This window comes from Pseudomonas sp. GL-RE-29, assembly GCF_019947275.1.
Lineage (GTDB): Bacteria > Pseudomonadota > Gammaproteobacteria > Pseudomonadales > Pseudomonadaceae > Aquipseudomonas > Aquipseudomonas fluorescens_A.
Genome location: NZ_JAGYGD010000003.1, coordinates 104,491 through 127,580 on the forward strand (window position 1 = coordinate 104,491; position 23,090 = coordinate 127,580).

Annotated in this window: 15 protein-coding genes and 3 pseudogenes; 6 read left to right on the top strand and 12 right to left on the bottom strand. The window is 59.0% G+C overall.

Going from position 1 to position 23,090, the window contains the following annotated elements; genetic code table 11:
* The first annotated feature begins 90 nt into the window (after positions 1 to 90).
* Together KGB21_RS03910 and KGB21_RS03915 are read left to right on the top strand one after the other, a co-directional pair.
* On the top strand, positions 91 to 1,656 hold the full coding sequence (locus KGB21_RS03910) for a gamma-glutamyltransferase family protein (RefSeq protein ID WP_223503669.1): 1,566 nt from the start codon (positions 91 to 93) through the stop codon (positions 1,654 to 1,656).
* A 106-nt stretch (positions 1,657 to 1,762) separates the two neighbouring features.
* Positions 1,763 to 2,455, top strand: a complete 693-nt coding sequence (locus KGB21_RS03915; RefSeq protein ID WP_223503671.1) for a GntR family transcriptional regulator — start codon at positions 1,763 to 1,765, stop codon at positions 2,453 to 2,455.
* Between the two features lie 24 nt (positions 2,456 to 2,479).
* Here the strand turns inward: KGB21_RS03915 and KGB21_RS03920 are convergent, their stop codons facing one another.
* The 4 genes from KGB21_RS03920 to KGB21_RS03935 are packed head-to-tail and all read right to left on the bottom strand — an operon-like array spanning position 2,480 to position 8,261.
* The gene (locus KGB21_RS03920; RefSeq protein WP_223503673.1) at positions 2,480 to 3,709 is read right to left on the bottom strand and encodes an amidohydrolase family protein; all 1,230 of its coding nucleotides are present in this window, start codon (positions 3,707 to 3,709) and stop codon (positions 2,480 to 2,482) included.
* A complete protein-coding gene (locus KGB21_RS03925; RefSeq protein WP_223503675.1) occupies positions 3,706 to 6,198 on the bottom strand; it encodes an ATP-binding cassette domain-containing protein in 2,493 nt (830 codons plus the stop codon). The genes KGB21_RS03920 and KGB21_RS03925 overlap by 4 nt, the downstream gene beginning before the upstream one ends.
* Positions 6,195 to 7,064 (bottom strand): branched-chain amino acid ABC transporter permease, encoded by an 870-nt coding sequence (locus tag KGB21_RS03930; RefSeq protein ID WP_223503677.1) that lies wholly within the window; start codon positions 7,062 to 7,064, stop codon positions 6,195 to 6,197. The genes KGB21_RS03925 and KGB21_RS03930 overlap by 4 nt, the downstream gene beginning before the upstream one ends.
* 3 nt (positions 7,065 to 7,067) lie before the next feature.
* A complete protein-coding gene (locus tag KGB21_RS03935) occupies positions 7,068 to 8,261 on the bottom strand; it encodes an ABC transporter substrate-binding protein (RefSeq protein WP_223503679.1) in 1,194 nt (397 codons plus the stop codon).
* 186 nt (positions 8,262 to 8,447) lie between these two features.
* On the opposite strand from KGB21_RS03935, the gene KGB21_RS03940 reads away from it, so the two are divergent.
* Positions 8,448 to 8,846, top strand: a complete 399-nt coding sequence (locus KGB21_RS03940; protein WP_223503681.1) for a nuclear transport factor 2 family protein — start codon at positions 8,448 to 8,450, stop codon at positions 8,844 to 8,846.
* Positions 8,847 to 9,108: 262 nt separating this feature from the next.
* Here KGB21_RS03940 and KGB21_RS03945 read toward each other — a convergent pair.
* A pseudogene (locus KGB21_RS03945) lies at positions 9,109 to 9,678 on the bottom strand (TerC/Alx family metal homeostasis membrane protein); the annotation flags it as partial.
* A 296-nt stretch (positions 9,679 to 9,974) separates the two neighbouring features.
* On the opposite strand from KGB21_RS03945, the gene KGB21_RS03950 reads away from it, so the two are divergent.
* The gene (locus KGB21_RS03950) at positions 9,975 to 10,880 is read left to right on the top strand and encodes a universal stress protein (RefSeq protein WP_223503683.1); all 906 of its coding nucleotides are present in this window, start codon (positions 9,975 to 9,977) and stop codon (positions 10,878 to 10,880) included.
* A gap of 76 nt (positions 10,881 to 10,956) precedes the next feature.
* Here the strand turns inward: KGB21_RS03950 and KGB21_RS03955 are convergent.
* A pseudogene (locus tag KGB21_RS03955) lies at positions 10,957 to 11,058 on the bottom strand (transcriptional regulator); the annotation flags it as partial.
* Positions 11,059 to 11,181: 123 nt separating this feature from the next.
* On the bottom strand, positions 11,182 to 12,636 hold the full coding sequence (locus tag KGB21_RS03960; RefSeq protein ID WP_223503685.1) for a TrkH family potassium uptake protein: 1,455 nt from the start codon (positions 12,634 to 12,636) through the stop codon (positions 11,182 to 11,184).
* 398 nt (positions 12,637 to 13,034) lie between these two features.
* Between KGB21_RS03960 and KGB21_RS03965 the strand changes: the two are divergent.
* A pseudogene (locus KGB21_RS03965) lies at positions 13,035 to 13,133 on the top strand (hypothetical protein); the annotation flags it as partial.
* 162 nt (positions 13,134 to 13,295) lie between these two features.
* Entirely contained in the window at positions 13,296 to 14,687 is a 1,392-nt protein-coding gene (locus KGB21_RS03970) for an SGNH/GDSL hydrolase family protein (RefSeq protein WP_223503687.1), read from the top strand.
* Between the two features lie 39 nt (positions 14,688 to 14,726).
* On the opposite strand, the gene KGB21_RS03975 is transcribed toward KGB21_RS03970, so the two are convergent.
* The 5 genes from KGB21_RS03975 to KGB21_RS03995 form a co-directional block, all read right to left on the bottom strand.
* Complete coding sequence (locus KGB21_RS03975; protein ID WP_034149795.1) at positions 14,727 to 15,248, bottom strand: hypothetical protein; 522 nt, start codon at positions 15,246 to 15,248, stop codon at positions 14,727 to 14,729.
* A complete protein-coding gene (locus KGB21_RS03980; protein ID WP_223503689.1) occupies positions 15,241 to 16,089 on the bottom strand; it encodes a transcriptional regulator in 849 nt (282 codons plus the stop codon). The genes KGB21_RS03975 and KGB21_RS03980 overlap by 8 nt, the downstream gene beginning before the upstream one ends.
* Positions 16,090 to 16,220: 131 nt before the next feature.
* Complete coding sequence (locus KGB21_RS03985; RefSeq protein ID WP_223503691.1) at positions 16,221 to 17,558, bottom strand: GGDEF domain-containing protein; 1,338 nt, start codon at positions 17,556 to 17,558, stop codon at positions 16,221 to 16,223.
* A 138-nt stretch (positions 17,559 to 17,696) separates the two neighbouring features.
* Positions 17,697 to 18,821, bottom strand: a complete 1,125-nt coding sequence (locus KGB21_RS03990) for a two-component system response regulator (protein WP_263386113.1) — start codon at positions 18,819 to 18,821, stop codon at positions 17,697 to 17,699.
* Positions 18,822 to 19,062: 241 nt separating this feature from the next.
* Complete coding sequence (locus KGB21_RS03995) at positions 19,063 to 22,800, bottom strand: PAS domain S-box protein (protein ID WP_223503693.1); 3,738 nt, start codon at positions 22,798 to 22,800, stop codon at positions 19,063 to 19,065.
* Positions 22,801 to 23,090: the final 290 nt, after the last annotated feature.

Below are 23,090 nucleotides of genomic sequence, written 5' to 3' on the forward strand. Positions count from 1 at the left end.
GGTGTTTAAAAGGCGCTCCGTCGAAGGCATACATCTTGCTTTGCTAACAATAATACTACCGATAGCTAGCAAAGAGAGAGGCCTTGAACCATGATCGCTACCTCCAGTCGTGCCGTGATCTGTACACCGCATGCCGACGCCAGCGCCGCCGGCATGCGGGTTCTCGACGCGGGCGGAACGGCCATCGATGCGATGCTGGCGGCCAGTGCCATGCTTGCAGCGGTGTTCCCGCACATGACCGGCCTGGGCGGCGATGCCCTGTGGATGATCCACGACAGCAAGGTGCGCACCATCGTGGGGATCGGCCAGGCCGGGCAGCGTTTGCCTGAGGGTGGAGCCATCACTGTGCGTGGTCCGGCGTCGGTTGCCAGCACGGCGGGCGCGATGGCGAGCTGGAAGACCGCGGCAGACATCAGTCGCCAGGAGTGGGGCTCCAGGCTGGGCTGGGCCGATCTGTTGGCCGACGCGGCGAGCGTGGCCGATGCCGGTGTCGTGGTTTCGCAATCGCAACTGTTCTGGCAAACCCTGCGCCAGCCGCTGATCGAGCAATTGCCGGACCTGCATCGCCTGTGCAAGACCGACGGGCGCTGGTTGCGCGAGGGCGATAGCCTGCGCCAGCCCGAGCTGGCCAACACCCTTCGGCACCTGGCGAAACACGGCGTCGAGGATTTCTACCACGGCGAACTGGCCGAGGCTTTCGGGGCTGCGTTCGATCGCCTCGGTTGCGGCTTGACCACTGCTGATCTGGCCGCGACCCGGGCCCCTGAAGTCGCACCGATTTCGGTGCGTTACCGCGATGGCCGACTCTACAATGTCGCGCCGCCGTGTCAGGGCCTGTACACGTTGCAGGCTATGGCCGCGCTGCAACACAAGCCGTTGGCGCAAGTCGGCAACGGCAGCGCGCTGTACTATCACTATCTGGTCGAAGCCATCAAACAGGGTTTGCTGCGGCGCAATGCGCAGTTGTGTGATCCGCTGAGCAAACCTTGGGATTTTGCCGCCAGTCTCGACAGCGCGCAGATTCAGGCTTATGCCGATGCCATCGACGACCAGCGCGCGGCACCCTGGACCGAGCCGGGGCGTCCTGCCGATACTGTGTGGATGGCCGCAACCGATGCCCAGGGCCGCACGGCCTGCTTGATCCAGAGCCTGTTTCACGACTTCGGCTCCGGCTGCATTCTGGGTGACACCGGCGTGCTGTGGCAGAACCGCGCGGCCGGGTTCAACGCCAACCCCGGGCACGTCAATGGCTGGGCTCCCGGCAAGCGTCCGGCGCACACGCTCAATCCGTCCTGCTATCTGGCTGACGATGGCCGACGCTGGTTCTTCGGCACGCAGGGGGGCGATGGCCAACCGCAGACACAGATGGTCTTGGCGACCCAACTGATCGACTATCAGCAGCCCATTGACCAGGCCCTGCAAACCCCGCGCTTTCTGTTGGGCCGCAGCTTTTTCGACAGTACTGACAATCTCAAGCTGGAAGGCGATATGGCTGCCACGACGATTGAAGGCCTCGGGATGCTGGGGCATGAGGTGGAAATCATCCCGGCCCGTAGCCCCATGACTGGCCACGCGGGGATCATCGCCATCGATGCCGAGGATCGGCGCAGCGCCATGCATGACCCCCGGGGCGAGGGCACTGGCCTCGGTCAGTGAGCCGGGCATTTGCCGGGTGCGTGCCGCTGGCGGATAATGCCGCCGATTGCCCGCCATCCGCAGCCTTGTGTATTGGCCTGAGGCTTTCTGGACTACAGAGGAAAGGATGGGCTTGAGCACTGTCACCGCCAAACAGCTTGAGGTGCAACGTATCGTCGATGCGCTGTACAAGGCTATCGCCCAGCATCGCCTGCCGCCTGGCACTCGATTGGTAGAAGCCCACATCGTCGAAACCCTGCAGGCCAACCGCAACCATGTGCAGGTGGCGTTGCAGCGGCTGGCGATGCAAAAGGTGGTGACCATCGAAGCCAATCGCGGCGCCATGGTTGCCCAGCCGACGGCAAAGGAAGCGCGGGATATCTTCAGCGCGCGTCGCGCCATTGAGCGGGCGATCGTCGAGGCCATCACCCCGGCAGTAATGCGCAAGCAGCGCCAGCGCATCGCCCGGCACATGAACAACGAACGCAAGGCCACCAACGACACCGACCGACGTGCCATCGTCCGCGAGCTGAGCGAGTTTCACCTGCTGCTCGGCGAGATCTGTGGCAATGCCGTGCTGAGCGATATCCTCGCCAACCTGATGGTGCGCAGTTCATTGATCGTGGCGCTGTATCAACGCAATGACGTGCCATCCTGCGCCTCGGATGAACATCAGGAGATCATTACCGCGCTGGAAAATGGCGACAACGAAAAAGCCGTCGCCGTCATGCTCGAACACCTGGATGAACTGGAAGGGCAATTGGCCCTGGAAGAAAGTGTGCCTGAGGAATTCAACCTCAAGCAGGCGTTGATTGATTAACCCTGGGGCGCCTGCCTTGCGGTTTTAATCACCCGGTTTCATCAACGTTGCAGCCGACCGACTGAACGTTTGCCTCCCACCCTTGAATCCCATGACCGGCGCGCATATTTCGGCGATGACCGCCGCAGGCGAGGGCGCGTCGAACACGATGAAGTCAGCGCGACAGCCCGGCATCAGGCCGTAATCCGCCAACCTCAACAGGCGTGCCGACTCACTTGAAACCCAGGCCAGGCATTGCTGCAATTCCGCCACCGTGCCCATCTGACTGACGTTGGCGTACAGGTTGGCCTGGCGGATCAACGACGCATCGCCATAGGGCGTAAACGGGTTGCCGATGTTGTTGGTCGACACCGAACAGGTCACGCCGCAAGCATGCAGATGCGCCAATGGCGCCAGTCCCCTGGGTTTGTTGTGAAACGCCTCGCGGCCCGTCAGGAATAGATCGGTGCTGGGCAGGCATGTCACCTGTACGCCCGCTTTGGCGAGATGCAGGCCAAGCACTGTCAGCGGCTCCTTGGGCAAGGCCGACAGCTTGGTCGCGTGGCCGATGGTGACGCGTCCACCCCAGCCATGCAGCTGCGTACAGCGTGCGACTTCCATGACGGTCATGCCTTCCGGGTTCAGGTCGAAATCCAGATGCAGGTCCAGATCGCAGTCGTAGCGCACCGCCAGTTCGAACAGGCGCTGGATCTGCCCGTTCGGGTCGCTGTCCATGTAGGGGCAGCCGCCGAGGACGGTTGCGCCGCTTTCCAGTGCCTGGCACAACAGCGCTTCAGTCCCCGGATTGTTCAGCAGGCCCTCTTGGGGAAACACGCAGATCTCCAGGCTAATGGCCCAGGCATAGTCAGCTTGCAAGCGGCGAATGGCATTGAACCCGGTCAGGCCGATCTGCGGGTCCAGCTCGACATGGGTACGAATGTGCGTGGTGCCTTGCACAATCGCCTTGTCCAGCACCTGGGCACCGCGCTGATAGACATCGTCTTCGGTGAACTCGGCTTTCGCTGCGCGCGTTTGCGCCACCGCTTCGGCCAGCGTGCCTTCATGCAGATGGCAGCGTTGCATGATGCAGGCCTTGTCCAGATGCAGGTGGGTTTCGATCAGGCCCGGCATCATCAGTTGGCCTTGCAGGTCAAGGGTTTGCCAATGGCCTGCGTCCTTGCTGAAGGTTGCGACGAAGTAGCCGTTCTCGACAAACAGTTCGCTATTACGGTGATCGTCACCAAGCCGGGCATTGATGATTTTCAAGGCGCTCATGCGACAGCCCCTTCACCGAGGTAAGCGGCAGCCAACTCCTGATCGTCGCGCAACTCTGCGGCGTTGGCGGCTTTGACAATGCTCCCGGTTTCCAGCACATAGGCGCGATCCGCCACCTGCAGGGCCAGGTTGGCCATTTGATCCACCAGCAGGATGGTCACGCCCTCGTCGCGCAGTGCGGCCAGTGCGTCGTACAGCTCGCCGATCATGGCCGGCGACAATCCCAGTGAAGGTTCATCCAGCAACAGGACTTTTGGCTTGGCCATCAGGCCGCGACCCACCGCGACCATTTGCTGTTCGCCACCGGAAAGCAGCCCGGCCGGGTTGTCGATGCGGTCGCGAAGGCGCGGGAAGCGCTTGAGGATGGCCTCGATTTCAGCGTCGGCATCGAAGGCTTCGCGGCGTGAATAGCCACCGAGCAACAGGTTGTCGCGCACACTCAGGTAAGGAAAAACCTGGCGGCCTTCGGGTACCAGCGCCAGGCCTTTTGCCGCGACTGTGCTTGCATTGCCCTGTTCGATGTTTTCGTTGTCCAGCAGGATGCTGCCGCTGCTGGCGCGATGCAGGCCTGCCAGGCATTGCAGGATGCTCGATTTGCCCGCGCCGTTGGCGCCGAGAATCGCCACCAGCTCGCCGGGATTGACCAGCAGGTTGACCTTGTCGACCACCGCTGACGCGCCATAGTCGATGACCAGGTCCTTGACGAACAGGCGCGCATCGCGGCTGCCATTCCAGGCCTGTTCGCGCGGCGTGGCCTGATACTCGGTACCGCCCAGGTACGCGGCGATCACCTGCTGGTTGCGGCGGATATCAGCCGGAGGACCTGAGGCGATAGGCTTGCCCGCGTCGAGCACCAGAAGGTGCTCGGACACCGACATCACCAGCGCCATGTCGTGCTCGACCAGAATCACCGTGAGGCCAAAGTCCGCCAGCTTGCGAAGCAGTACGGCCAGATGATCGGTGTCACGCCGGCTGAGGCCCGCTGCCGGTTCATCCAGCAACAGGACCGCAGGAGCGGTAGCCAGTGCCCGTGCGATTTCCACCAGGCGGCGATCCACATGGGGCAAGTCCTCGGCGGCAATGTTCACCTCGCCGCGGTAGCCCACCAGTGCCAGCAGATCCAGCGCCAGGCTGCGCTGCTCGTCAGTGGCAAGGCTGAAAGGCAGGCCCAGGCGACCCTTTTGCATCGCGACCAGCAGGTTGTCCATCACCGACATTTCGCCAAACAGCAGGGTGGTCTGATAGGTGCGGGCGATGCCGGCCCGGGCGCTTTTCCAGGCAGGCAAGCCCGCCAATGGCTGTTGCAATTCGATCTGGCCGCTGTCCGGTACATAAAACCCGCTGATCATATTCAGAACGGTGGTTTTACCCGCGCCGTTCGGGCCGATGATGCTGGTTATGCTGCCGGCAGGTGCATACAGGCTGACGTGTTGCGCAGCCTGCACGCCGCCGAAGCGAATGCCGATGTCAGTGACCTGCAAGCCGGAAGACGGGCCACGGCTGCGCAAATGCGCGGCGATGCGTTGTTGATCGATGCGCGTGGGCGGCAGCAAGCGGGGCGGTTTGAGCCAGCGTCGGGCGAGGGCGCCGAGCAGGCCGTTGGGCGCGATCCAGAGGACCAATAGCAGGAGCACGGAAAAAATCAGCAGGCGGTACTCGGCAAAGTCAGACAGCAGTTCCGGTACCAGCACGATCAGCAGTGCGCCAATCAACGGCCCGAACAGCATGCCGCTGCCGCCGACGATCACCGCCAGCACGAACAGAATGGATTGGGAGAACGGGAAGGATTCAGGGTTGATGAACATCAGCAATGGCGCGAGCAAGCCACCCGCAAGCCCGGTCAATGCCGCCGACAAGGCAAACGCCAGCGTCTTGCTCATGACCGGATTGAAGCCCAGTGAGCGGGCAGCGATGTCCGAGGCTTTCACCGCGCGCATGGCCTTGCCCCAGTGGCTGTGGCTCAGGCGCTGATAAAACAGCAGGGCGCCAATCATCAGCGCAGCGGCCGACAGGGCGAGGACAGTCGCGGGATCAAGGCCGGCGAATTCCGGCAGCGGGATACCCATCAAGCCGTTGGAGCCACCCGTCACGTCCCGCCATTCGATCAGGCTGTGATGCACCACAAAACTGAAGGCGATGGTGATCATCGCCAGGTACGGGCCGCTGACCCGAAGTGCGGGAATCGCCAACAGCGCGCCGACCAGCCCGGCTACCGCACCGGCCGTGGGCAGGGCCAGCCATAACGACCAGCCTGCCAGGGTCAGCAGCGCCGATACATAGGCACCGATGGCGTAGAAGGCGATATGCCCGAAGGAAATCTGCCCACTGAGGCCGATCAGGATATTGAGGCCCACACCGACGACCGCCGCCAGGGCGCAAAGGGTGAAAACCAGCAGCGAGTAGCTGTCCAGCGTGAACGCCAGCACGCCGCAGACAATCGCGAGCAGGGCAATGAAGACCGGTGCGGCCAGGGTGTTGAAGTTCTTCATACTTTCACCAATGCCTGGCTGCCGAACAGACCGTTGGGACGAATCGCCAGCGCGACAATGACCAGCGCAAACGTGAATATCTGGGTAAAGGCCGAGCCGAAATACAAAGTGATCAACGCTTCCGTCAGGCCGAACAGCAGCCCCGCCGTGAACACACCGCCCGCGCTGGAGATGCCGCCGAGAATGGCCACCGCAAACGCCTTGAGGCCGAACAACATGCCCATTTCCGCATTGACGCTGAACAGCGGCGCAATCAATAAACCCGCCACGCCGGCGAATACCGTGGAGACAGCAAAGGCGATGGCGACCACACGATTGACGTTGATCCCCATTAGCATCGCCGCGCGGGGATTCTGCACGCAGGCTTCCAGCACCTTGCCCAGCCGGGTGTAACGCCGCACCAGGTACAGCGCCAGGGCAATGGCCGCGCCTGCCAGTGGAATCAGCAATTGCAGTGCGCCCACGTTGCTGCCAAACAGCTCGATGTTCAGATTGACCAGGCTGCTTTCAAATTGGCGCGGCTCCTTGCCGAAGGTAAACAGCGCCAGGTTATCCACCAGGATGCCTCCCGCCACCGTTGCCATCAGCCAGGCCTGTGAGCCGCGACTGTGGAAGGGTCGTACCAGCCAGCGTTCGATCACCAGGCCGTACAGCCCGCAGAGGATCAGCGTCAGCGGCAGGGCCAGCCACAGCGACCAACCCCAGGTGATGCACAGGGTGTAGCCCAGCACGGCGCCGACCATCATGGCGCTGCCCTGGGCAAAGTTGACGGTGCGCGAGACGACGTAGGTCAGGTGAAAACCCAGCGCCAGCAACGCGTACATGCTGCCCAGCCCGAGGCCGGTGACGATGGCGGCGGTGAACATGGCTTACTCCTCCGGCTTGAGCGGCACGATCTGGTCGTTGACCACGTGGGTGAACAGATAGTCGTCCGGGCCCAGCGCGTCATGCTTGGATGGGGTAAACGGTTGCTTGTAGTGCTTGATCAGGCCGTCGTATTCGTTGATGGCGTAGAACCCGTCGCGCACGGCCTTGCCGTCGGTGCTGCCGGCTTTCTCGATGGCCTGGGCGGTGAGGTGCAGCGCGTCGTAGGCATTGGCAATACCCACTGCCGGCGTGACGTCAGCCAGCGTCTTGATCTGCGGGTAAGCGGTTTTCAACGCGGCCAACAGGGCATCGCCCTTGGCGCCATTGTTCTCGGTGAACACGTAGGTTTGAATGAAATGCACGCGAGAGGCATTCGGCCCCGCCAACTCGCCAAAGCGACCACCGGCCGGCCCCCAGTGAGAAACGATCGGCACGTCCCAGCCCATGCGGTCCAGGGACTTGACCACCTGTGCCGAGGGGCTGACGTTACCGACCAGCAGCAGGGTGTCTGCTCCGGCGTTTTTCAATCGGGTCAGCTGCGGCACCACGTCGAGATCGCTGTCCTGGATACGCTCGACACCGGCGTTGGCCATGCCGCGTTTTTCCAGGGCGCGCTTGAAGCCAGCCTCGTTGGACTCGCCCCACGGATTGTTGATGAGGATCATCCCCGGCTTCTTCATGCCCTTGTCGACGCCGTACTTCACCAGCGCCTCGTCCACCAACTCATCGACGGCGGAAACCCGGAACACAAAGTTATCGGCTGCGCCGTTCTCGGTGATTTTCGTACCCGCGGCCCAGATGCCCATGAACGGCACTTTCATCTGGTTGACCAGCGGCACGATGGCCAGGGAAACCGGCGTATCAAGGCCACCAAAGAGCACGGCGACTTTTTCTCGCTGGACCAGTTCGCGCGCGGCGAGTATTCCCTTGGACGGGTTGCTTTCGTCGTCTCGCCGCACCAGCTCCAGCGGACGCCCGAGCACGCCGCCGCTGGCGTTGACCTCATTGATGGCCATGGTCAAACCCCGGGTCAGGGCTTCGCCGGATTTGGCCGACTGGCCCGAAAGGGCGGCTACCAGACCGACTTTGATCGGCGGCTCGGACGCTTGCGCGCCAGCGAGAACGGCCATGTTGAGCGTGACTGCCGCAGCCACGGGAAACAGCAGGCGTTGCAGGTTTGGAAGCCGGATGGCCATGGTTGATTCTCCTGATTGCTAGCAGTTGCATAATTATTGCTAGCAAGTAGGATGCCAGTCGCAACAGCCCTTTGAATCAGCGTTTTTGCGGGGTGTGGCCGCGTTTTTCGCGCCAAAACGAGGCGGCTTGCACCATACCAAGGCGTCCGTATCAACCGGGTTTTCTTCGATTCAGGAGTTTTAGCGATGTCGGAAATCAATAAAGATGTACAGATTGTTAGCAATTTTCTCGAGGCTTCAATGGCCCCGGATCCCGTCCGCGCGGCGACGTTCATGAGCGCCGATGTAAAGATCACGTTCACCGGTGGCAGGGCCATGCCCGATCCCCAGACGATCACGGCGTTCAACGGCTCACGTTACGCCTGGGTCAAGAAAGCCCTGGGAAATTTCGACTGGATGGACCGGGGCGACCATACCGTGGTGTATTCCAATGGCACACTGTTCGGCGAATGGCCCGATGGCCGCCGCTTTTCGGGCAATCGTTATCTGGACCGCTTTGAAGTCCGTGACGGCAAGATCACCCATATGGACGTATGGAACGACAGCGCTGAATGGCTGTTGGTGCCGGAGATTGCCAAGGAGTGAAAGAGCGCTGATCCAGAGATTCGAGACTGGGGCCCAAAGGACTTAGGCGCCTTCATGCCCCTGTGCCGCAGGACTTGTCTTAGCTGCAACAAAGAAGCCCGTGATGCCCCAAACACTCATAAGTGAAGGGGCACAACGGGCTTTCTTCGGTATGGCTGGTAGAGTTTATTTGGTTAAGATCATCGATTACCAAGTATTCGGGAAGGTTATTGATTTCCGCTAGCCTGGGTCAAACCGCATCAGCGCCAACATCTCTGATTCATCATTGCTCTCCCGTAACCCGTGTTTTGCTCTTCGTCAAAGTCAGGCTCAACAGGACGGAAATCAAGATGATGCCGCCGACTGTGGTCAGCGACCATTGGATCGGCACGTGCCACCACGGCGCGACCAGCATCTTGCCGCCGATGAACATCAGTACGATGGCCAAGCCATATTTGAGCAAGTGAAAGCGGTCAGCCATGTCGGCGAGCAGAAAATACAGTGCGCGCAGGCCCATGATGGCGAAGATGTTGGAGGTGAACACGATGAAGGGGTCGGTGGTGACGGCGAAGATAGCCGGGATGCTATCCACTGCGAACACCAGGTCGCTGGCCTCAATCAGTATCAGCACCAGGAACATCGGCGTCGCCCAGCGCAGGCCGTTCTGGCGCACGAAGAAGCGCTCGCCGTGAAAGCCGTCGGTGATGCGAAGATGGCTACGCAGCCAGCGCAGCAACGGGTTCTTTTCGAGGTCTGGCTGCTGGTTGGCAAAGATCAGCATCTTGATGCCGGTGATGACGAGGAAAGCACCGAAGACATAGAGCAGCCAGGCAAACTCCTGCACCAGCCAAATAGTTCGTTTTTTACGAAGTATCGATTCAGGTGCTCGACTACCAGCATCCGCATTGGTTATGCCCCGTGGTCAAGGCGGGTGTCGTGGCGCGCGTTTCCAGCAATCCCGTCTCCTGCTCGATCGTGATGCAAAGGTCTGCTACCCCCTTCGACAGTCTTGGCAACTGGTAAGCCGGTGATGCAGGCGTATATTGGTAGTGTCGATCCAGGTAGTTGGGCGATAAAAGATCGCCAATGGTGGGACAAGCGAGAGTGCTGGGGGCGCTAGCGGATAACCCGGAACGTTGGAGGTGTCACATGAGGCAGTATCAACGACTCTTTCTGATCGCAGGTCCCACAATGCGTCACTCGCCGGCGATGGAGCGGGCGATAGCACTGGCCGACGCTACAGGCGCAGCGCTGCATATCGCAGTGTTCATCGAAGACTTCGACCTTATGCGGTTAATGAGCAACAGCGAACAACTTCGTGAGAGTTGCCGGCAGGAGAACCAGCAGTGGTTGACGGATGAGGCCGAACTCATACGCAGCAAGGGCATCAATGTGACCACCGAAGTTGCTTTGACCCGCGACCCGCTGCAAGCCATCCTCGAACGTGTGGCTGAAATGCAGCCGGACCTGATCATCAAGGACGTACATCATGAATCAGCGCTCAAACGCGTCTTCGTCACGCCTTTGGATTGGCAGTTGTTGCGTGAATGTCCGCCCCCCATACATCTGGTCAGCGAAGTCAGGTGTCCGCTTCCTCGGGTGATTGTGGCGGCGGTTGATCCATCGCATCCAGAGGGGCAGATCAGCGGAATCAACGACAGCATCATTCAGGCGGCGAACGAATTGGCGACGCAATGTGAGGCTGAATTGCACATGCTGTATGCCTATGAACTGACACACACACATTTCTCTGATGCAGGTGCTGGCGCTGTGACGATGCCAGGCTTCAGCGACGACGTGCGCCGGTCACTTGAAAAGTGCTTTGTTACCTTGGCTGGACGCCACGGCGTGCCACCTGAGCGACAACACTTCATAGCAGGGCCGCGAACCAAAGCAATGGCCGATTTTGCCACTCATACTCGAGCGGATGTCTTCGTCATGGGAAATACCCATCACAAAGGGGTCGACAAGCTGGTTGGCAGTACCACGGAGCATGTTCTTTATCAGGTGCCCTGCAGCGTTTTGGCCATCAAGGGAGAAGCGGATCTCAGGTAGGTCAACGATTTCCGTTAGCTTGGATCAAACCGCATCAGCGCCAAAAACCGCTGCTATCAGGAAAAATGCTTGGCGCCATTTCTCGCTGCAGGCCTGAATCACTTTTCATCGACTCGAGCGCTGCGAGCTGTTCGGCAAGTTGTTGTTCAAGCTTGCGATATTCAGCCAAACGAGACATGGGAAACTTTCCTTAAGGTTTTGGGTTGCGCGGTATGCACATTCCTCTGCTAAGCGATGATTAGATTTTCGTCACCCACGCCACATGGGAGGCTTTCCTAGCCTCAAATTCACAATAGGTAGGCTAATACCTCCAAAAGACCGGCGTAATAAGTACCAGCACGGTTAGGATTTCCAACCGCCCCAGTAACATGCCAATGGTCAGTAACCATTTTGCTGCATCAGGTAGTGATGAGAAGTTACCGGCAGGCCCGATGATCGTGCCCAGGCCTGGTCCAACGTTGCATACTGCAGTAGCGGCGCCACTTAAAGCAGTCGTCCAGTCCAGCCCGATCAGAGCCAGCCCTAAGGCGATTACGGCAATGGTGATGGTGAAGAAAAATGAGAAGGTTAAAAGTGAGCGCAAGATCTCCTCGTCAATGGGGTGACCGTTGTACTTCTTCTGAATCACGGCTCGAGGATGGATCAACTGCTTCAAACTACTCACGAGTAGGGCTGCAGCAACTTGGAAGCGGAAGATTTTCAGTCCGCCAGCCGTCGAGCCTGAGCATCCGCCGACAAACGTCAGATAGAAGAACAACAGAACGGCAAAACTACCCCATAGTGTGTAATCGCCAACTGCAATTCCTGTGGTCGTGACGACGGAGGTCACGTTGACCGCCACAATACGAAATGCATCCCACCAAACGTAGTCGCTGTGAAAGCATAGCCATGTACCCACAGCCAGCCAGGTGACCATCAAAAATCCAAGAAATCCGCGTACCTGTTGATCCTTCAGCAGCGCACGCCGATGGCCGCGCAATGTTGCGACGTATAAGGTAAAGGGCAGGCTACCCAGAATCATGATGACCACCGCTACCCAGTGAATCGCTGGCTGCGTCCAATGCCCAAGCGAGGCGTCCGAAGTGGAGAATCCGCCAGTAGAGATCAACGACATTGCGTGGTTGACCGCTTCAAACGGCGCCATCCCAGCGATCCAGAGTGCCAGAGCCCCGATGCCAGTAAGTCCCAGATAGAGAAAGAGGATGTACTTGGCTGCTACATGAGAACGCGGCGTCACTTTCTCCGACCAGTCTGAGGACTCTGTCTGGAAAAGACGCATGCCACCCACTCGCAACAGTGGAAGGATCGCCACAGCCATGCCGATGAAGCCGATACCACCCAGCCAGTGCAGCATCGAGCGCCAGATCAACAATCCTGGTGAAGCGGTATCCAAACCACTGAGGACAGTTGAGCCCGTGGTTGTGATGCCGGACATCGTTTCGAAGAAAGCGTCGGTGTAACTGATGTGACTGATGAACACCATTGGCAACGCCGCGAAGGTACATACCACCACCCAACTGCCAGTCGTCAACAGGTACATATCCCTCGGACGGAGCTGGCCAGTATCAGGGCGTCCACGCACGATCAAAAGAAGACCGCTGATGAAGGTAATCAAACTCGACCAGAGAAAGGCCGACAGATCGTCGCTACGCTCGAAGGCCACCAGCGTAATCATGGGAATAGCCATGCTTGCGGCCAGCGTGATCAGAAAAATGCCTAGGATGAAGCCGATGAGCCGCATTGCTGCGAGGGACATAGAAAGTAGCCTGCTAAATTAGCGCCGAGCAGTATCGAATGCTCAACCTCAAAGCCCCGTAAATTTTGCGTAAAATTTCTACGGGCAGTCAGTCAAACAAGGATCGGTTGTTAAGCGGCAGAACCTGGCTCGCCGTCCTAAGCTCAAAAAAATCCTCGCATTTCATTGAGAAAAATTTAACTGACGAATAAAAAACCGTCACTTGGCCGGGCTTTTATGGCATCCAACAGTTCCTGGTCGATAACACGACTAAGACAGTGCTTCGAACAGCCTGCATGCCTGTCTTGTTGCTTCGCTGACGCAGGTTTCTAAACCACAGTATTTCTAGGCTTCGATAAATACTGTGGTCATATCAAGAGAGATTATTTGGCTACGGCTGCACTCGTTAGGACGCTGCTTTGCAGACCGGGCGACTACTGAACATCAGCCGCAATATCGTCCGGGCGTGGTTGGAAAAAATTGGCGAATTGAACAAGCCGTTATCGGTGGAGGAGTAGCGAATCACCGTGGCTCCTGACCGAAACGCCTCATGGCGTCAGCAGTGATGTCGGATACACTCCTGTGCGAGGATCTCTTGCAACACCCCTGACAGGTGATGCGTACGATTAATTGTTTACTGCGGTGCTTCTATGGGTCGGAACGTTAGTTGTGGCGTCATCTTGAGCCTGGTGCTCGCAAGCTGCTTTCTAACGGTATCCGCAGATCCTGTTCCTCCAGAGCCCGATCAGGCGATTGGCCGTTCGTTGTCAATTATTCGTTCGGCAACTCCGGAGAAGCCTCAGGTCCTGAAAGTTCTTTTCTACGGACAGTCGATCAGTACGCCGAAATGGACCGACCAGGCTATCGCGACGTTGCGAGCCAGATACCCCAACGTGGCCTTCGATTACCGTAACCTCGCTTTGGGCGGGTGGAGCGCCGTTCTCTTGGAACAGGCGGTCGCCCGCGACGTCGAGGAGGTCTATCCCGACCTAATCGTTTTTCATGTATATGGCGATCACCGGGCCTACGAGCGAATCATCCGCACCCTTCGCTCCAAAACCGCAGCCGACATCATCATTCAAACAGACCACGTCGTTTATCCGGTTGAACCTGTGTGTGACACTGGCTTACATCTTCGATGGTCGCCGCCAGAGGGGTGTACGGGGCATTTTTTGTTCAAGCAAAGGAGCTGGGAGGAGTTCATGTCCGACGTCTGGGCCCCGGCCCTGGCAGCGAAATATGACCTTGCGCTGGAACCGCGGCGCCAGCGCTGGAATGCCTATTTGCGGGAGCACAACCTCCAAATAGCTGATCTGCTCGCCGATCCGCCGCATCCCAACACTGAGGGGTGGACCCTCATGGCTAACCTGTTCACTTCTTGGGTCGGGGAGCTTGTGGATCATCCTGAAAATAATGAGAACAACACTTTCGGCCATGTTCAGAGCTTTACTGCGCCTGTCCCTGGCGAAAAGACCCGCTACGAATTCGATGGCAACCGCGCCGAATTAATCGCCGCGGGTCCCTTGGACGGAAAAGTAAGTCTCAAGATCGACGGAAAGGACCCCGGCGAGCTCGACGGCTGCTGGCAGACCAGCCGCGTAACGCGGTTGCCTAATGTCCCGGAATGGCCGGCCCTGAAAAAAATCGACGTCCGCCAGACTTATCACGAAGCGGATGTGTGGACGCTTCGGGTCCGGCATCTCGATACCCCGCAAGAAAGTTTCGACTTTGATCTAGAGAGCGCTCGTACAGGCGCAGAGGGAAGCGGCTCGGGTTCGGAGGTTTTCAAGTCGCTCTCGGGGAACGTTACGATACAGCCGGGTGCCTGGAACCTTTCCTATGCCAAGAAAATATCCGGTAAAGGTCTGGAGGAGGAACAAAGCTTTCAATGGGAGCGGCGCTTCGCCTGCGTAGACGAACCGGCGACTCCCCTGGCAAATGGCTCGGTGCAGCAGCGTCATGTGCTGGTAACCGGTCTTCCAAATACACGTCATGTCATCGAGTTAACGGTTTCTTCTGATACTCCCGCGATTTCGGAATTTCGAGCTTATCGGCCGCCGCTTATCGAGTGATTTTGCGGCGTCTGGAACGAGCCTGGCTGATTCCGGCGATTAACCTCTGCTACTCGATGCTGGACGCTGACTGCACAGGATGAACATGTCATTGCCATCATCGAACAGGAAGCGCGTCTCGGACAACGAACGCATCCAGTAACTCACGCTGTTGTCCGAGCGGAAGATAAACATCCCCAGTGCACCCGATAGTTCAGGTAGCGGACTGTCCGCTTCGCCCTTGGCGGCACGCACGACATTGATCTGCAAGCGGTGCTCCTGTTGTTGCACCTCAAAGGCACTGTTGCGACGCAGGGAGCCCAATTCATTTCCCGAGTCGGCCTCGATCAATTCGGCGCGCATGCGCATATGGCTGACCCCGGTGGGCCGCAAGTCCAGTCTGAAACGAGTGGTCAACCAAGCAGGACGCAATGCGGACGGCACTTGATGCGCACTCTCTCCAGTGCACCAAAGATCCGGATTGCTCGTGTGCCCGGCCGACAGGCGCCCGAGCGCCACACCCAACAGACCCACGAGTACGAAGGCCAGGCACCACACGATGTTTGCGGTGCGTCTAGTCATATTGTTGTACGCCAATGCAGCGACTGCTGACCATTTCCAGCTCGCCATCGCAAAGAATCTGGTCGGCCCCACGGCGGGACGGTAACAGGTACAGGTGCATGTTTTGCGCCGGGATGCCTAGATGCCCCGCCAGTTCGCGACTGTTCTGCACCAACGATTGCAGGTGCGATGTCGCCGGGGGATGTACGTCCTGCGCCGACAGATGCACGTGCACATCATCTATGGTAACGGGCGCGGCGAACGCGGGCGGTGCCACCTCAGGAGAAGGCTCCAGCCAGATTCTTCCGGACAGGAATGCCAATACCCCCCAAAGAGAGAGTGCGAGCCACAAGCCCCATCGCTTTGGTGGTGTTGTGGGCTGCACTGGCAGCGGTGCCGAAGTGGGTTCGGCTGATGCAGGTTCTATCGTGATCGATGGCGCTTCGTCCGGTTCGTCTTCTGCATCGGCCATGGTCGATACCGGCGTCGCAGTTGGGGCAGGCGCCGTTTGGGCAACGGCTGACAACTCCTCGACGCTCACGCCATCGGCGAGCTTGTAACCGATACGCGGCAAGGTCTGGATGAATTCGCGATCGGGCTGCAGCTTCTCCAGGGCCAGGCGCAATTGCCGGACAACCTGGGCCAGGCTGTTGTCGGTCACTTCCAGTCCATATTGGCCCCAAGCGCCGGCCATCAGTTCGCGTTTGCGCACCACGGCGCCACCCGACCTGAGCAGCATGGCCAGGCATCGACTGGCAATGGCGCCCAGGCGCAAAGGCTCTTCATTGACGGCATCGACGCGAAACAACAGGAAGTTGCTTTCGTCGAACACCAAATGTTCATCAATCAGTAATTGGCCCATGGCGAGCTTCCGTACGTGGCACGACGGTAAGTCGGAGACGCGTCGTCGACCTCTAGAGTTAAGCGGCCATTTGTTGCTTTAGCCAACGACTACTCAGAATAGACGCCGAAATCTCGGCCTCAGCGCCGAATTCAGGCCAGCTCAGAGTCGGGCAGGAGCTCACTGACATAGCGGTTACGACCTTGCTGTTTCGCTTGATACAGCAGCCGATCCGCACGGATCAGCAAGTTTTGAACACTTTCACCTGGGCCATGCCAGTCGATGACACCCATGCTGCAGGTAACGCCAAACTGCTGGCCGGCGTACTCGATGGTCGAGGTTCGCAGCGCTTGCAGCAGACGATTGGCCATCCGCTGTGCGCCTGGCAGATCGGTGTCCGGCAGCATGATAAGGAACTCCTCGCCACCGATGCGGGCCACCAGATCCTGTTGCCGTACCGTCCGGGACAGCAACTGTGCGAAAAACTTCAGCACCTGATCACCGCCGTCATGGCCGTAGGTATCGTTGACCTGCTTGAAATGGTCGATATCCAGCATCAAAACGCATACGGGCGCCGGCTTGCGTGTGGCGCGCGCCAACTCCATTTCTGCCCGTGGCATCGCGTATTGGCGGTTGTACAGTCCGGTGAGAAAGTCGCGAGTGGCCGCGCGATGTTGCTTCACACCGGCATCCATCAGATGCGCCACCAGCCCACTGATCAGCAGTAAACACGCCACGACGGCGGCTGCCAAAAACAACCCGAGACCGTTAAAACTCAGGAATAGCGGCAGAAAGTCCGGGGCCAACGGGTCACTGTAGATACGCATTTGCAACCCATGGTGCAGATTTGCATAGTGCCGAGAGAAGCGCTCCTGGCCTTGCACTTGAACAAGCTGCGAGGTCGACCAGGCAGCCTCCGAGCCCGGCAGGTAGGTTGCCTTGCCGGAAGTGAAATGGATGTCGATATACAAGGTGGGTCCCTGATGCTGTGTCAGGGCGACATGCACGATCAGCCCCTTGGTGTTCGCTGTCCCCATCGTCTGGGACGGCAGCAGCGGCTGTGGCTCCAGGCGGGTTTGCGTTTCCTGGATCACGGCGTAACGCCCATCACAGGTATAACCCAGCTGTTGCCGGCTGGTCATGTTGATGCCGCCGTCTTTGAGGCGAATGCGTGGCGCCTGCGGCTTGGGCATCGGTGCCAACTGGTGAATCGGTACCCGCAATATGTACTGTGTAAGCCCATCGACATCCGCAGTCAGGGTCGCGGTTGAGCGCTGCTGCCCGGCAATGAATTCGTCTGACAAACAGCCTTTGGGCGGCGGATTGGCCGTCAGCATGGACTGTTGCAGTTTGTGGGTTTGCAGATTGTTCAACAGGCCCGAATACCCCCATTCGCTGCGTTGAGCCAACAGTGCTTGCTGACTCTCCAGCAGCATGTGGTATTGGCGCTCATAGCGATCGACCACGGCAAAGACAATAAGCATCGACATAACGGCCACTGTTATCCAGCAACTGCGCTTGATAGCCTGCGCGTGCCTAACGACCCAGCTCATGATCTTTACTCCAATGTGCCAGTCGGCACCGTTTGTATTGCCATTGACATTGCCATTGCTACGCCTTGGCAGCCGTCAACCCGCCATGACCCCAGAGGACTCCTCGGTAACGGGGTCGGCGTAGCGTTCGGCGATCTGTTCAAACTTTTTTTCGAGGTCGATGAAGGCTGCCGCCACATCCGGATCGAAATGCCGGCCGGCACCATCGCGGATGATTGCCACCGCGGTCTCGTGGCACATTTGCGATTTGTAGACCCGTCGACTGATCACCGCGTCGTAGACATCGGCGACCGCCATCAGGCGGGCGCTGACGGGAATGGCCTCTCCGGCCAGGCCATTGGGGTAACCGCTGCCATCCCATTTTTCGTGGTGACACAGCGCAATTTCCTTGGCGATGCGCAGGAAGGGCACTTGCGCCCCCAGCATTTCCTCGGCATGGACCAGCGCCTGATAACCCAGCCGGGCATGGGTCTTCATGATTTCGTATTCGGCGGGCTCAAAGCGCCCCGGCTTGAGCAGGATATGGTCGGCAATACCGACCTTGCCTATATCGTGCAGCGGCGCCGACTTGAACATCAGCTCAATGCTTTGATCATCCAGACAAGCGCTGAATCGCGGGTGATCGCGCAATTTCTCCGCCAACAAGCGAACGTAATGCTGCGTGCGGCGCAGGTGGTTGCCAGTCTCGTTGTCGCGAGTCTCGGCCAGCGATGCCAGGGCCAGGATGGTCACGTCATGGATGGCTTGCAGCTCCCGGGTTCGCGCCAGGATTTCCTGATCGAGGTAGCTGTTCTGCGAACGCAACAGGTCCGCAGTGGCCTTGAGGCGCAACTGGGTCTGCACCCGCGCCATCAGCGTGGGCGGGTTGATCGGCTTGAACAGGTAGTCCGTCGCCCCGAGTTCGAACCCCAGACACTCATCTTCGTCCTGATTGCGGGCGCTGAGAAACAGGATCGGCACCTCCTGTGTCCTGGGATCGCCCTTGAGACGACGGCAGACTTCATGGCCATCCATTTCGGGCATCATCACATCCAGCAGGATCAGATCGGGAATCGCCCGCTCGACGATCTGCAACGCCTGGGCACCGCTGGTAGCAATGCGCACGTGATAGAGATCACACAGCAGTTCACTGATCAGCTGCAGATTGGCCGGCATATCGTCGACCACCAGCACGGTGGGTCTAGAGGTTGAGCTGTTCAAAGGGACGTCCTTGTGACGGGGTCACTGGATGGGTCGTTAAAGCAGCCGGGGGAGTCCGGAAGTACGACGGGAAATCAGGTCCCGTCATTTCTGCCAAGTGAATGCAGTAACGCACGCCACCCAAACCACTGCTCTGAAATGGCCTGATGTGTTGCCGCCGGGCGCTGAAAAACGCTGAAAACTTCTGAAACGCCCGTTTTCAAAGGCATGAACGGCGTCTTGCCCGTGTGTTTCCATCCGTTTATTGCGCCGGTTGCGCAGCCCGCATGTTCTCTCTCAGGCAGACTTGCGCCCGCTCGAAATCGAATTGCATGACAGCGCTTTCCAGCGATGGGAAGCGATGGGCAAACGCGCTGCGCAACAAGCCCGCATGGGAGGAAAAACAGGTCACTGCCTGTGCATCAAAATCACCCAGAAGGGCGTCGAGATCGCGGCAGATCCGTTGCAGCTCGACAACGTCGACCCCTGTTGGCATCGTCTCGACTTTGTCGGGCAATTTCTCGCGCAACTGCTCGAGCAGTGCGTCCAGGGGGGCAGACAACGCTTGCAGGCTGATGTGCAACTCATCCATTGGGCGCCTGGCGCGCAGTGCCTGCTCCAATTCACTGGCGGCTTGTGCGACGGCGTCGGCACCGATGGTCGCTGAGGCGCCTTTGCAGCCATGGACCAACCACTCGGCCTGAACCCGGTCGTCCGCCGCCAGCGCCGCATGCAGCTGTTGCAGCAACGGGCTCTGGTCGGCCAGATAGCGGTGCAACAGATCCGCATACAGGTTGTGTCGGCCCAACACCCGTCGCAACCCCGCAGCCATGTCCAGTCCTTCGACTTTCAAACCCGAGTCACACACCGCTGCTTGCGGCATCACTGCGCGAATTGGGCGGGCCGGTTGCTCAGTGAGCCAACGTCGCACAATGGCGTAGAGCGTCTGTGGCTCGAAGGGCTTGCTGACAAAATCATTCATGCCGGCCGCCAGACACGCGTCATGATCACGCTGGCTGGCGTTGGCGGTCATCGCGACAACGGGCAGTGTGCTCAGACCCGGCAACCGGCGCAGCAGACGGGTGGTCGCCAATCCATCGAGCACCGGTATCTGCATGTCCATGAACGCCAGGTCATAGCGTACTTCGGACAGCCGATTCAGCGCCTGACGGCCATCCGCGGCGATATCCACCCGACAACCCACCGCCTGCAGCAACTCGGCGGCCACCTGCTGGTTCAGTTCATTGTCTTCCACCAACAAGACACGGGTCCCTTCGACAGCTCTCCAATCGCTCAAAGGCTCCCCGGCGGTGAGGCCATCAACGACATCGCCGCTGGCCAATTGCAGACGGACTTCAAACCAGAAATCGCTGCCTTCGCCCAGTACGCTCTGGACGCCGACCTCACCCCCCATCAACCCTGACAGTTGTTTGGCGATCGCCAGCCCCAGGCCCGTACCACCAAAGCGTCGTGTGGTAGAGGCGTCGGCCTGCTGGAAGCTCTGGAATATGTGCTTGAGCTGTTCGGGCGAGAGCCCTATGCCGCTGTCGTTCACGCTGAAATGAAGCAAGGCATCGGCCGTGCCGGCCTGACGCAGGTTAACCTCAACCCGGATCTGCCCACGTTCGGTGAATTTCACCGCATTACTCAGGTAGTTGAGCAGTATTTGCCGCAGTCGTAGTGGATCGCCGCACAAGCATTCAGGCACATCGGCATCGACATCAAGGCGCAGGTCCAGGCCTTTATCAGCAATGCGCGGACGTACCTGGTCGAGCACTTCTTCAAGCAAGTGGGTCAGGCTAAAGTCGCGGACCTCCAATTGAAGCTTGCCGGCCTCGATCTTGGAAAAATCCAGAATGTCATCAATCACACCCAGCAAATGGCGGCTGGAGCTTTGGACTTTGTTCAAGTAGTCCCGCTGACGTTCGTCCAGCTCAGTCCTCAACGTCAGGTGCGTCATGCCGATGATGGCGTTCATTGGCGTGCGAATCTCATGGCTCATGTTGGCCAGGAATTCGGCCTTGATGCGTGCACTGTCCTCGGCCAGTTGCCGCGCTTGCTGCATCTCGTCTGCCGCCGCCTGTTGGGCGGATATGTCTTCGATGATCCAGATCGAACCGCGTGACTGATTTCCGGAGGCGATGGCCCGGGCACTGACGCTGGCCCAGAAGCACCGGGCGTCCTTGCGACGAAGTTGCAATTGCTGCTGGTAGATTCCGCCGCTGTCGAGCGCTTCGCGAACCTGCGTTTCCAGGGTCATCAACGATTGCTCCGAAATAACCTGATCCAGCCAGATCAGCGGGGAGCACTGCAATTGCTCGCCCGGCGCATATCCCAGTAATTCATCCAGCCGCGAATTGGCCTGGGTGATCAACCCGTCCTGCACCAGGGCAATGCCATAGGGCGCCGAGGTCACGATGGCTTGTTGCTGTTCGTGCGCTTCACGCAGGCTGCGTTCTTCCTCTTTGCGCTGGCTGAGATCGCGAATCGCAATGCACAGGCATGGCTTTCGATCCTGTCGCGCCGGTAACAGGCACAGGAACACTTCGGCAGGAAACTCATGACCATCCGCACGACGAGCGACCAGCTCGGCAGTGTCGAGTACCTTGTTCACACGCACTCGCTCGAGCAGGGCATCGATGGCTTCGAGCTGACTGGCCGGGAACAGCGAACGGTAACTCAGACCCAGCAAGTGGCCGGGGGCGTAACCAAAGACCTGTTCGCTTTCCTGATTGGCCAGGATCACACCGTCCTCGTCGAACACCAACAGCGCTTTAGGGGCGAACTCGACGATGCCGCGATACCAGCTTTCGGTCGCTTCCAGGGACTGCTGGCGTTGTTGCAGTACCAGCGCCTGACGCTCCAGTTGCCGGGCTTGCAGGTGGGCTTGCTGCAATAACTGCTGATTGTGCGTGCGTTGCTCCAGCAAGTTCAGCAATGGGCCGAGTCGATTGGGCAAGCTGTCGAGCAACTTCAACTGGGCAGGGGCGGGGCGATGGGCGAAATCGAGTTCAAGGCTAGCCAGCTGCTGCCCCTGTTGCAGCAGCGGCAAACTGTAATGCACCTGGCCGGTACGCATGACAAACGGCTCTGCGTCGAATAGCAAAAGCGTGTTGCACCCCAGCCATTCGCCGAGTTTCTGCTGCACGGTTGCGGCAAAAGCCTCGTGACTGGTGCACAACTGCAACGCTTGCACCAACTCGCCGAGGTGTCCCTTGACCCAGTGCTGTCGGTGCAGTTCTTCATTGACCTCGACATAAGCATCGAAGGCCTCGGCCAGGGTTACGACTTCGCCAAGTCCCTGGGCCTGGTGCGGTTCGCCAAGAGCCTCGCCCGCACGCAGGCGGCGCATGCGCTCGGACAGGCGCAACAGTGGGATCATCAATCGGCGGCGCAGCAACACCAGAAATGTCCAGAGGCCGGCGCCCAACGTCGTCAGCTGCATCAGGACATTGATGTGGCTGGCCAGCCTGGCTTTGTTCCGGGCGGCCTCGAAGTCACTGTTGAAACGCTGGGTAGTGGAGAGGGAGAGTTGATTAAGCGCGTCTGCAAAATTCCACTCGGAGTTGATGTAAGTGGTCCCTGACAGCAGTGACGGCCCCCCTCGGTGCCAGCTCTCTTCCATGGCCTGACGCTCCATTGCTGTCTGCTTGAGATCCATCTCCTCGACTTTGGACAGCATTCGGGTTTCCGAGTCAGTCAGTCCTATTTCGCGAAAAGCCTGCGCCGCTTCCTGGAACGTCCGGTCTCTTTGCCACTTCTGGTTGTATTGGGTCAGAAACAATTCATCTCCCGTGCTGACATACAGACGCGCCAATTGAGTCAATTCGCGGTTGAGGGTCGCCAGCCGGGCAACACCGGTGATGGTCTGGTGACGGCGATCAGTGGCCCGCTCGGCTTGGGCACCGTAATACTCATCCAGCGTCACGGAGATCAGGCAGGCAATCAGCGCCATGCCAAATCCTACGGAAATGAGTTTGCTCAGACGTTCCAGGCTCATGAACCCTCCTGCGACAAAAGCTCCGGACAGGTGCCGCAAGCTTGGGTGTGCAGTAAACAGCCGCGCCTGCGTCGGTGCTGTGAAAACCGCTGATCCAGTCGATTCGATTCGATGAAAAACGCTGAAAAGCTGTGAAACGCCGCCGCAGTTGACGCAATGGCAAGTGATTGCGGGGAGGGAAGGGCATGGATCACTGAGTAAGCCCTGCATTCCTTGTAGGAATGCAGTACATAAAATTAATGAATTTTTATTATCGCTGTGGGTGACGTAGTTTGATTTGAGGACACGGA

Excerpts from the sequence above, each read along its gene's own strand:
- KGB21_RS03910 (WP_223503669.1), top strand. The coding sequence starts at position 91 with ATGATCGCTACCTCCAGTCGTGCCGTGATCTGTACACCGCATGCCGAC.
- KGB21_RS03915 (WP_223503671.1), top strand. The coding sequence starts at position 1,763 with ATGGGCTTGAGCACTGTCACCGCCAAACAGCTTGAGGTGCAACGTATC.
- KGB21_RS03920 (WP_223503673.1), bottom strand. The coding sequence starts at position 3,709 with ATGAGCGCCTTGAAAATCATCAATGCCCGGCTTGGTGACGATCACCGT.
- KGB21_RS03925 (WP_223503675.1), bottom strand. The coding sequence starts at position 6,198 with ATGAAGAACTTCAACACCCTGGCCGCACCGGTCTTCATTGCCCTGCTC.
- KGB21_RS03930 (WP_223503677.1), bottom strand. The coding sequence starts at position 7,064 with ATGTTCACCGCCGCCATCGTCACCGGCCTCGGGCTGGGCAGCATGTAC.
- KGB21_RS03935 (WP_223503679.1), bottom strand. The coding sequence starts at position 8,261 with ATGGCCATCCGGCTTCCAAACCTGCAACGCCTGCTGTTTCCCGTGGCT.
- KGB21_RS03940 (WP_223503681.1), top strand. The coding sequence starts at position 8,448 with ATGTCGGAAATCAATAAAGATGTACAGATTGTTAGCAATTTTCTCGAG.
- KGB21_RS03950 (WP_223503683.1), top strand. The coding sequence starts at position 9,975 with ATGAGGCAGTATCAACGACTCTTTCTGATCGCAGGTCCCACAATGCGT.
- KGB21_RS03960 (WP_223503685.1), bottom strand. The coding sequence starts at position 12,636 with ATGTCCCTCGCAGCAATGCGGCTCATCGGCTTCATCCTAGGCATTTTT.
- KGB21_RS03975 (WP_034149795.1), bottom strand. The coding sequence starts at position 15,248 with ATGACTAGACGCACCGCAAACATCGTGTGGTGCCTGGCCTTCGTACTC.
- KGB21_RS03980 (WP_223503689.1), bottom strand. The coding sequence starts at position 16,089 with ATGGGCCAATTACTGATTGATGAACATTTGGTGTTCGACGAAAGCAAC.
- KGB21_RS03985 (WP_223503691.1), bottom strand. The coding sequence starts at position 17,558 with ATGTCGATGCTTATTGTCTTTGCCGTGGTCGATCGCTATGAGCGCCAA.
- KGB21_RS03995 (WP_223503693.1), bottom strand. The coding sequence starts at position 22,800 with ATGAGCCTGGAACGTCTGAGCAAACTCATTTCCGTAGGATTTGGCATG.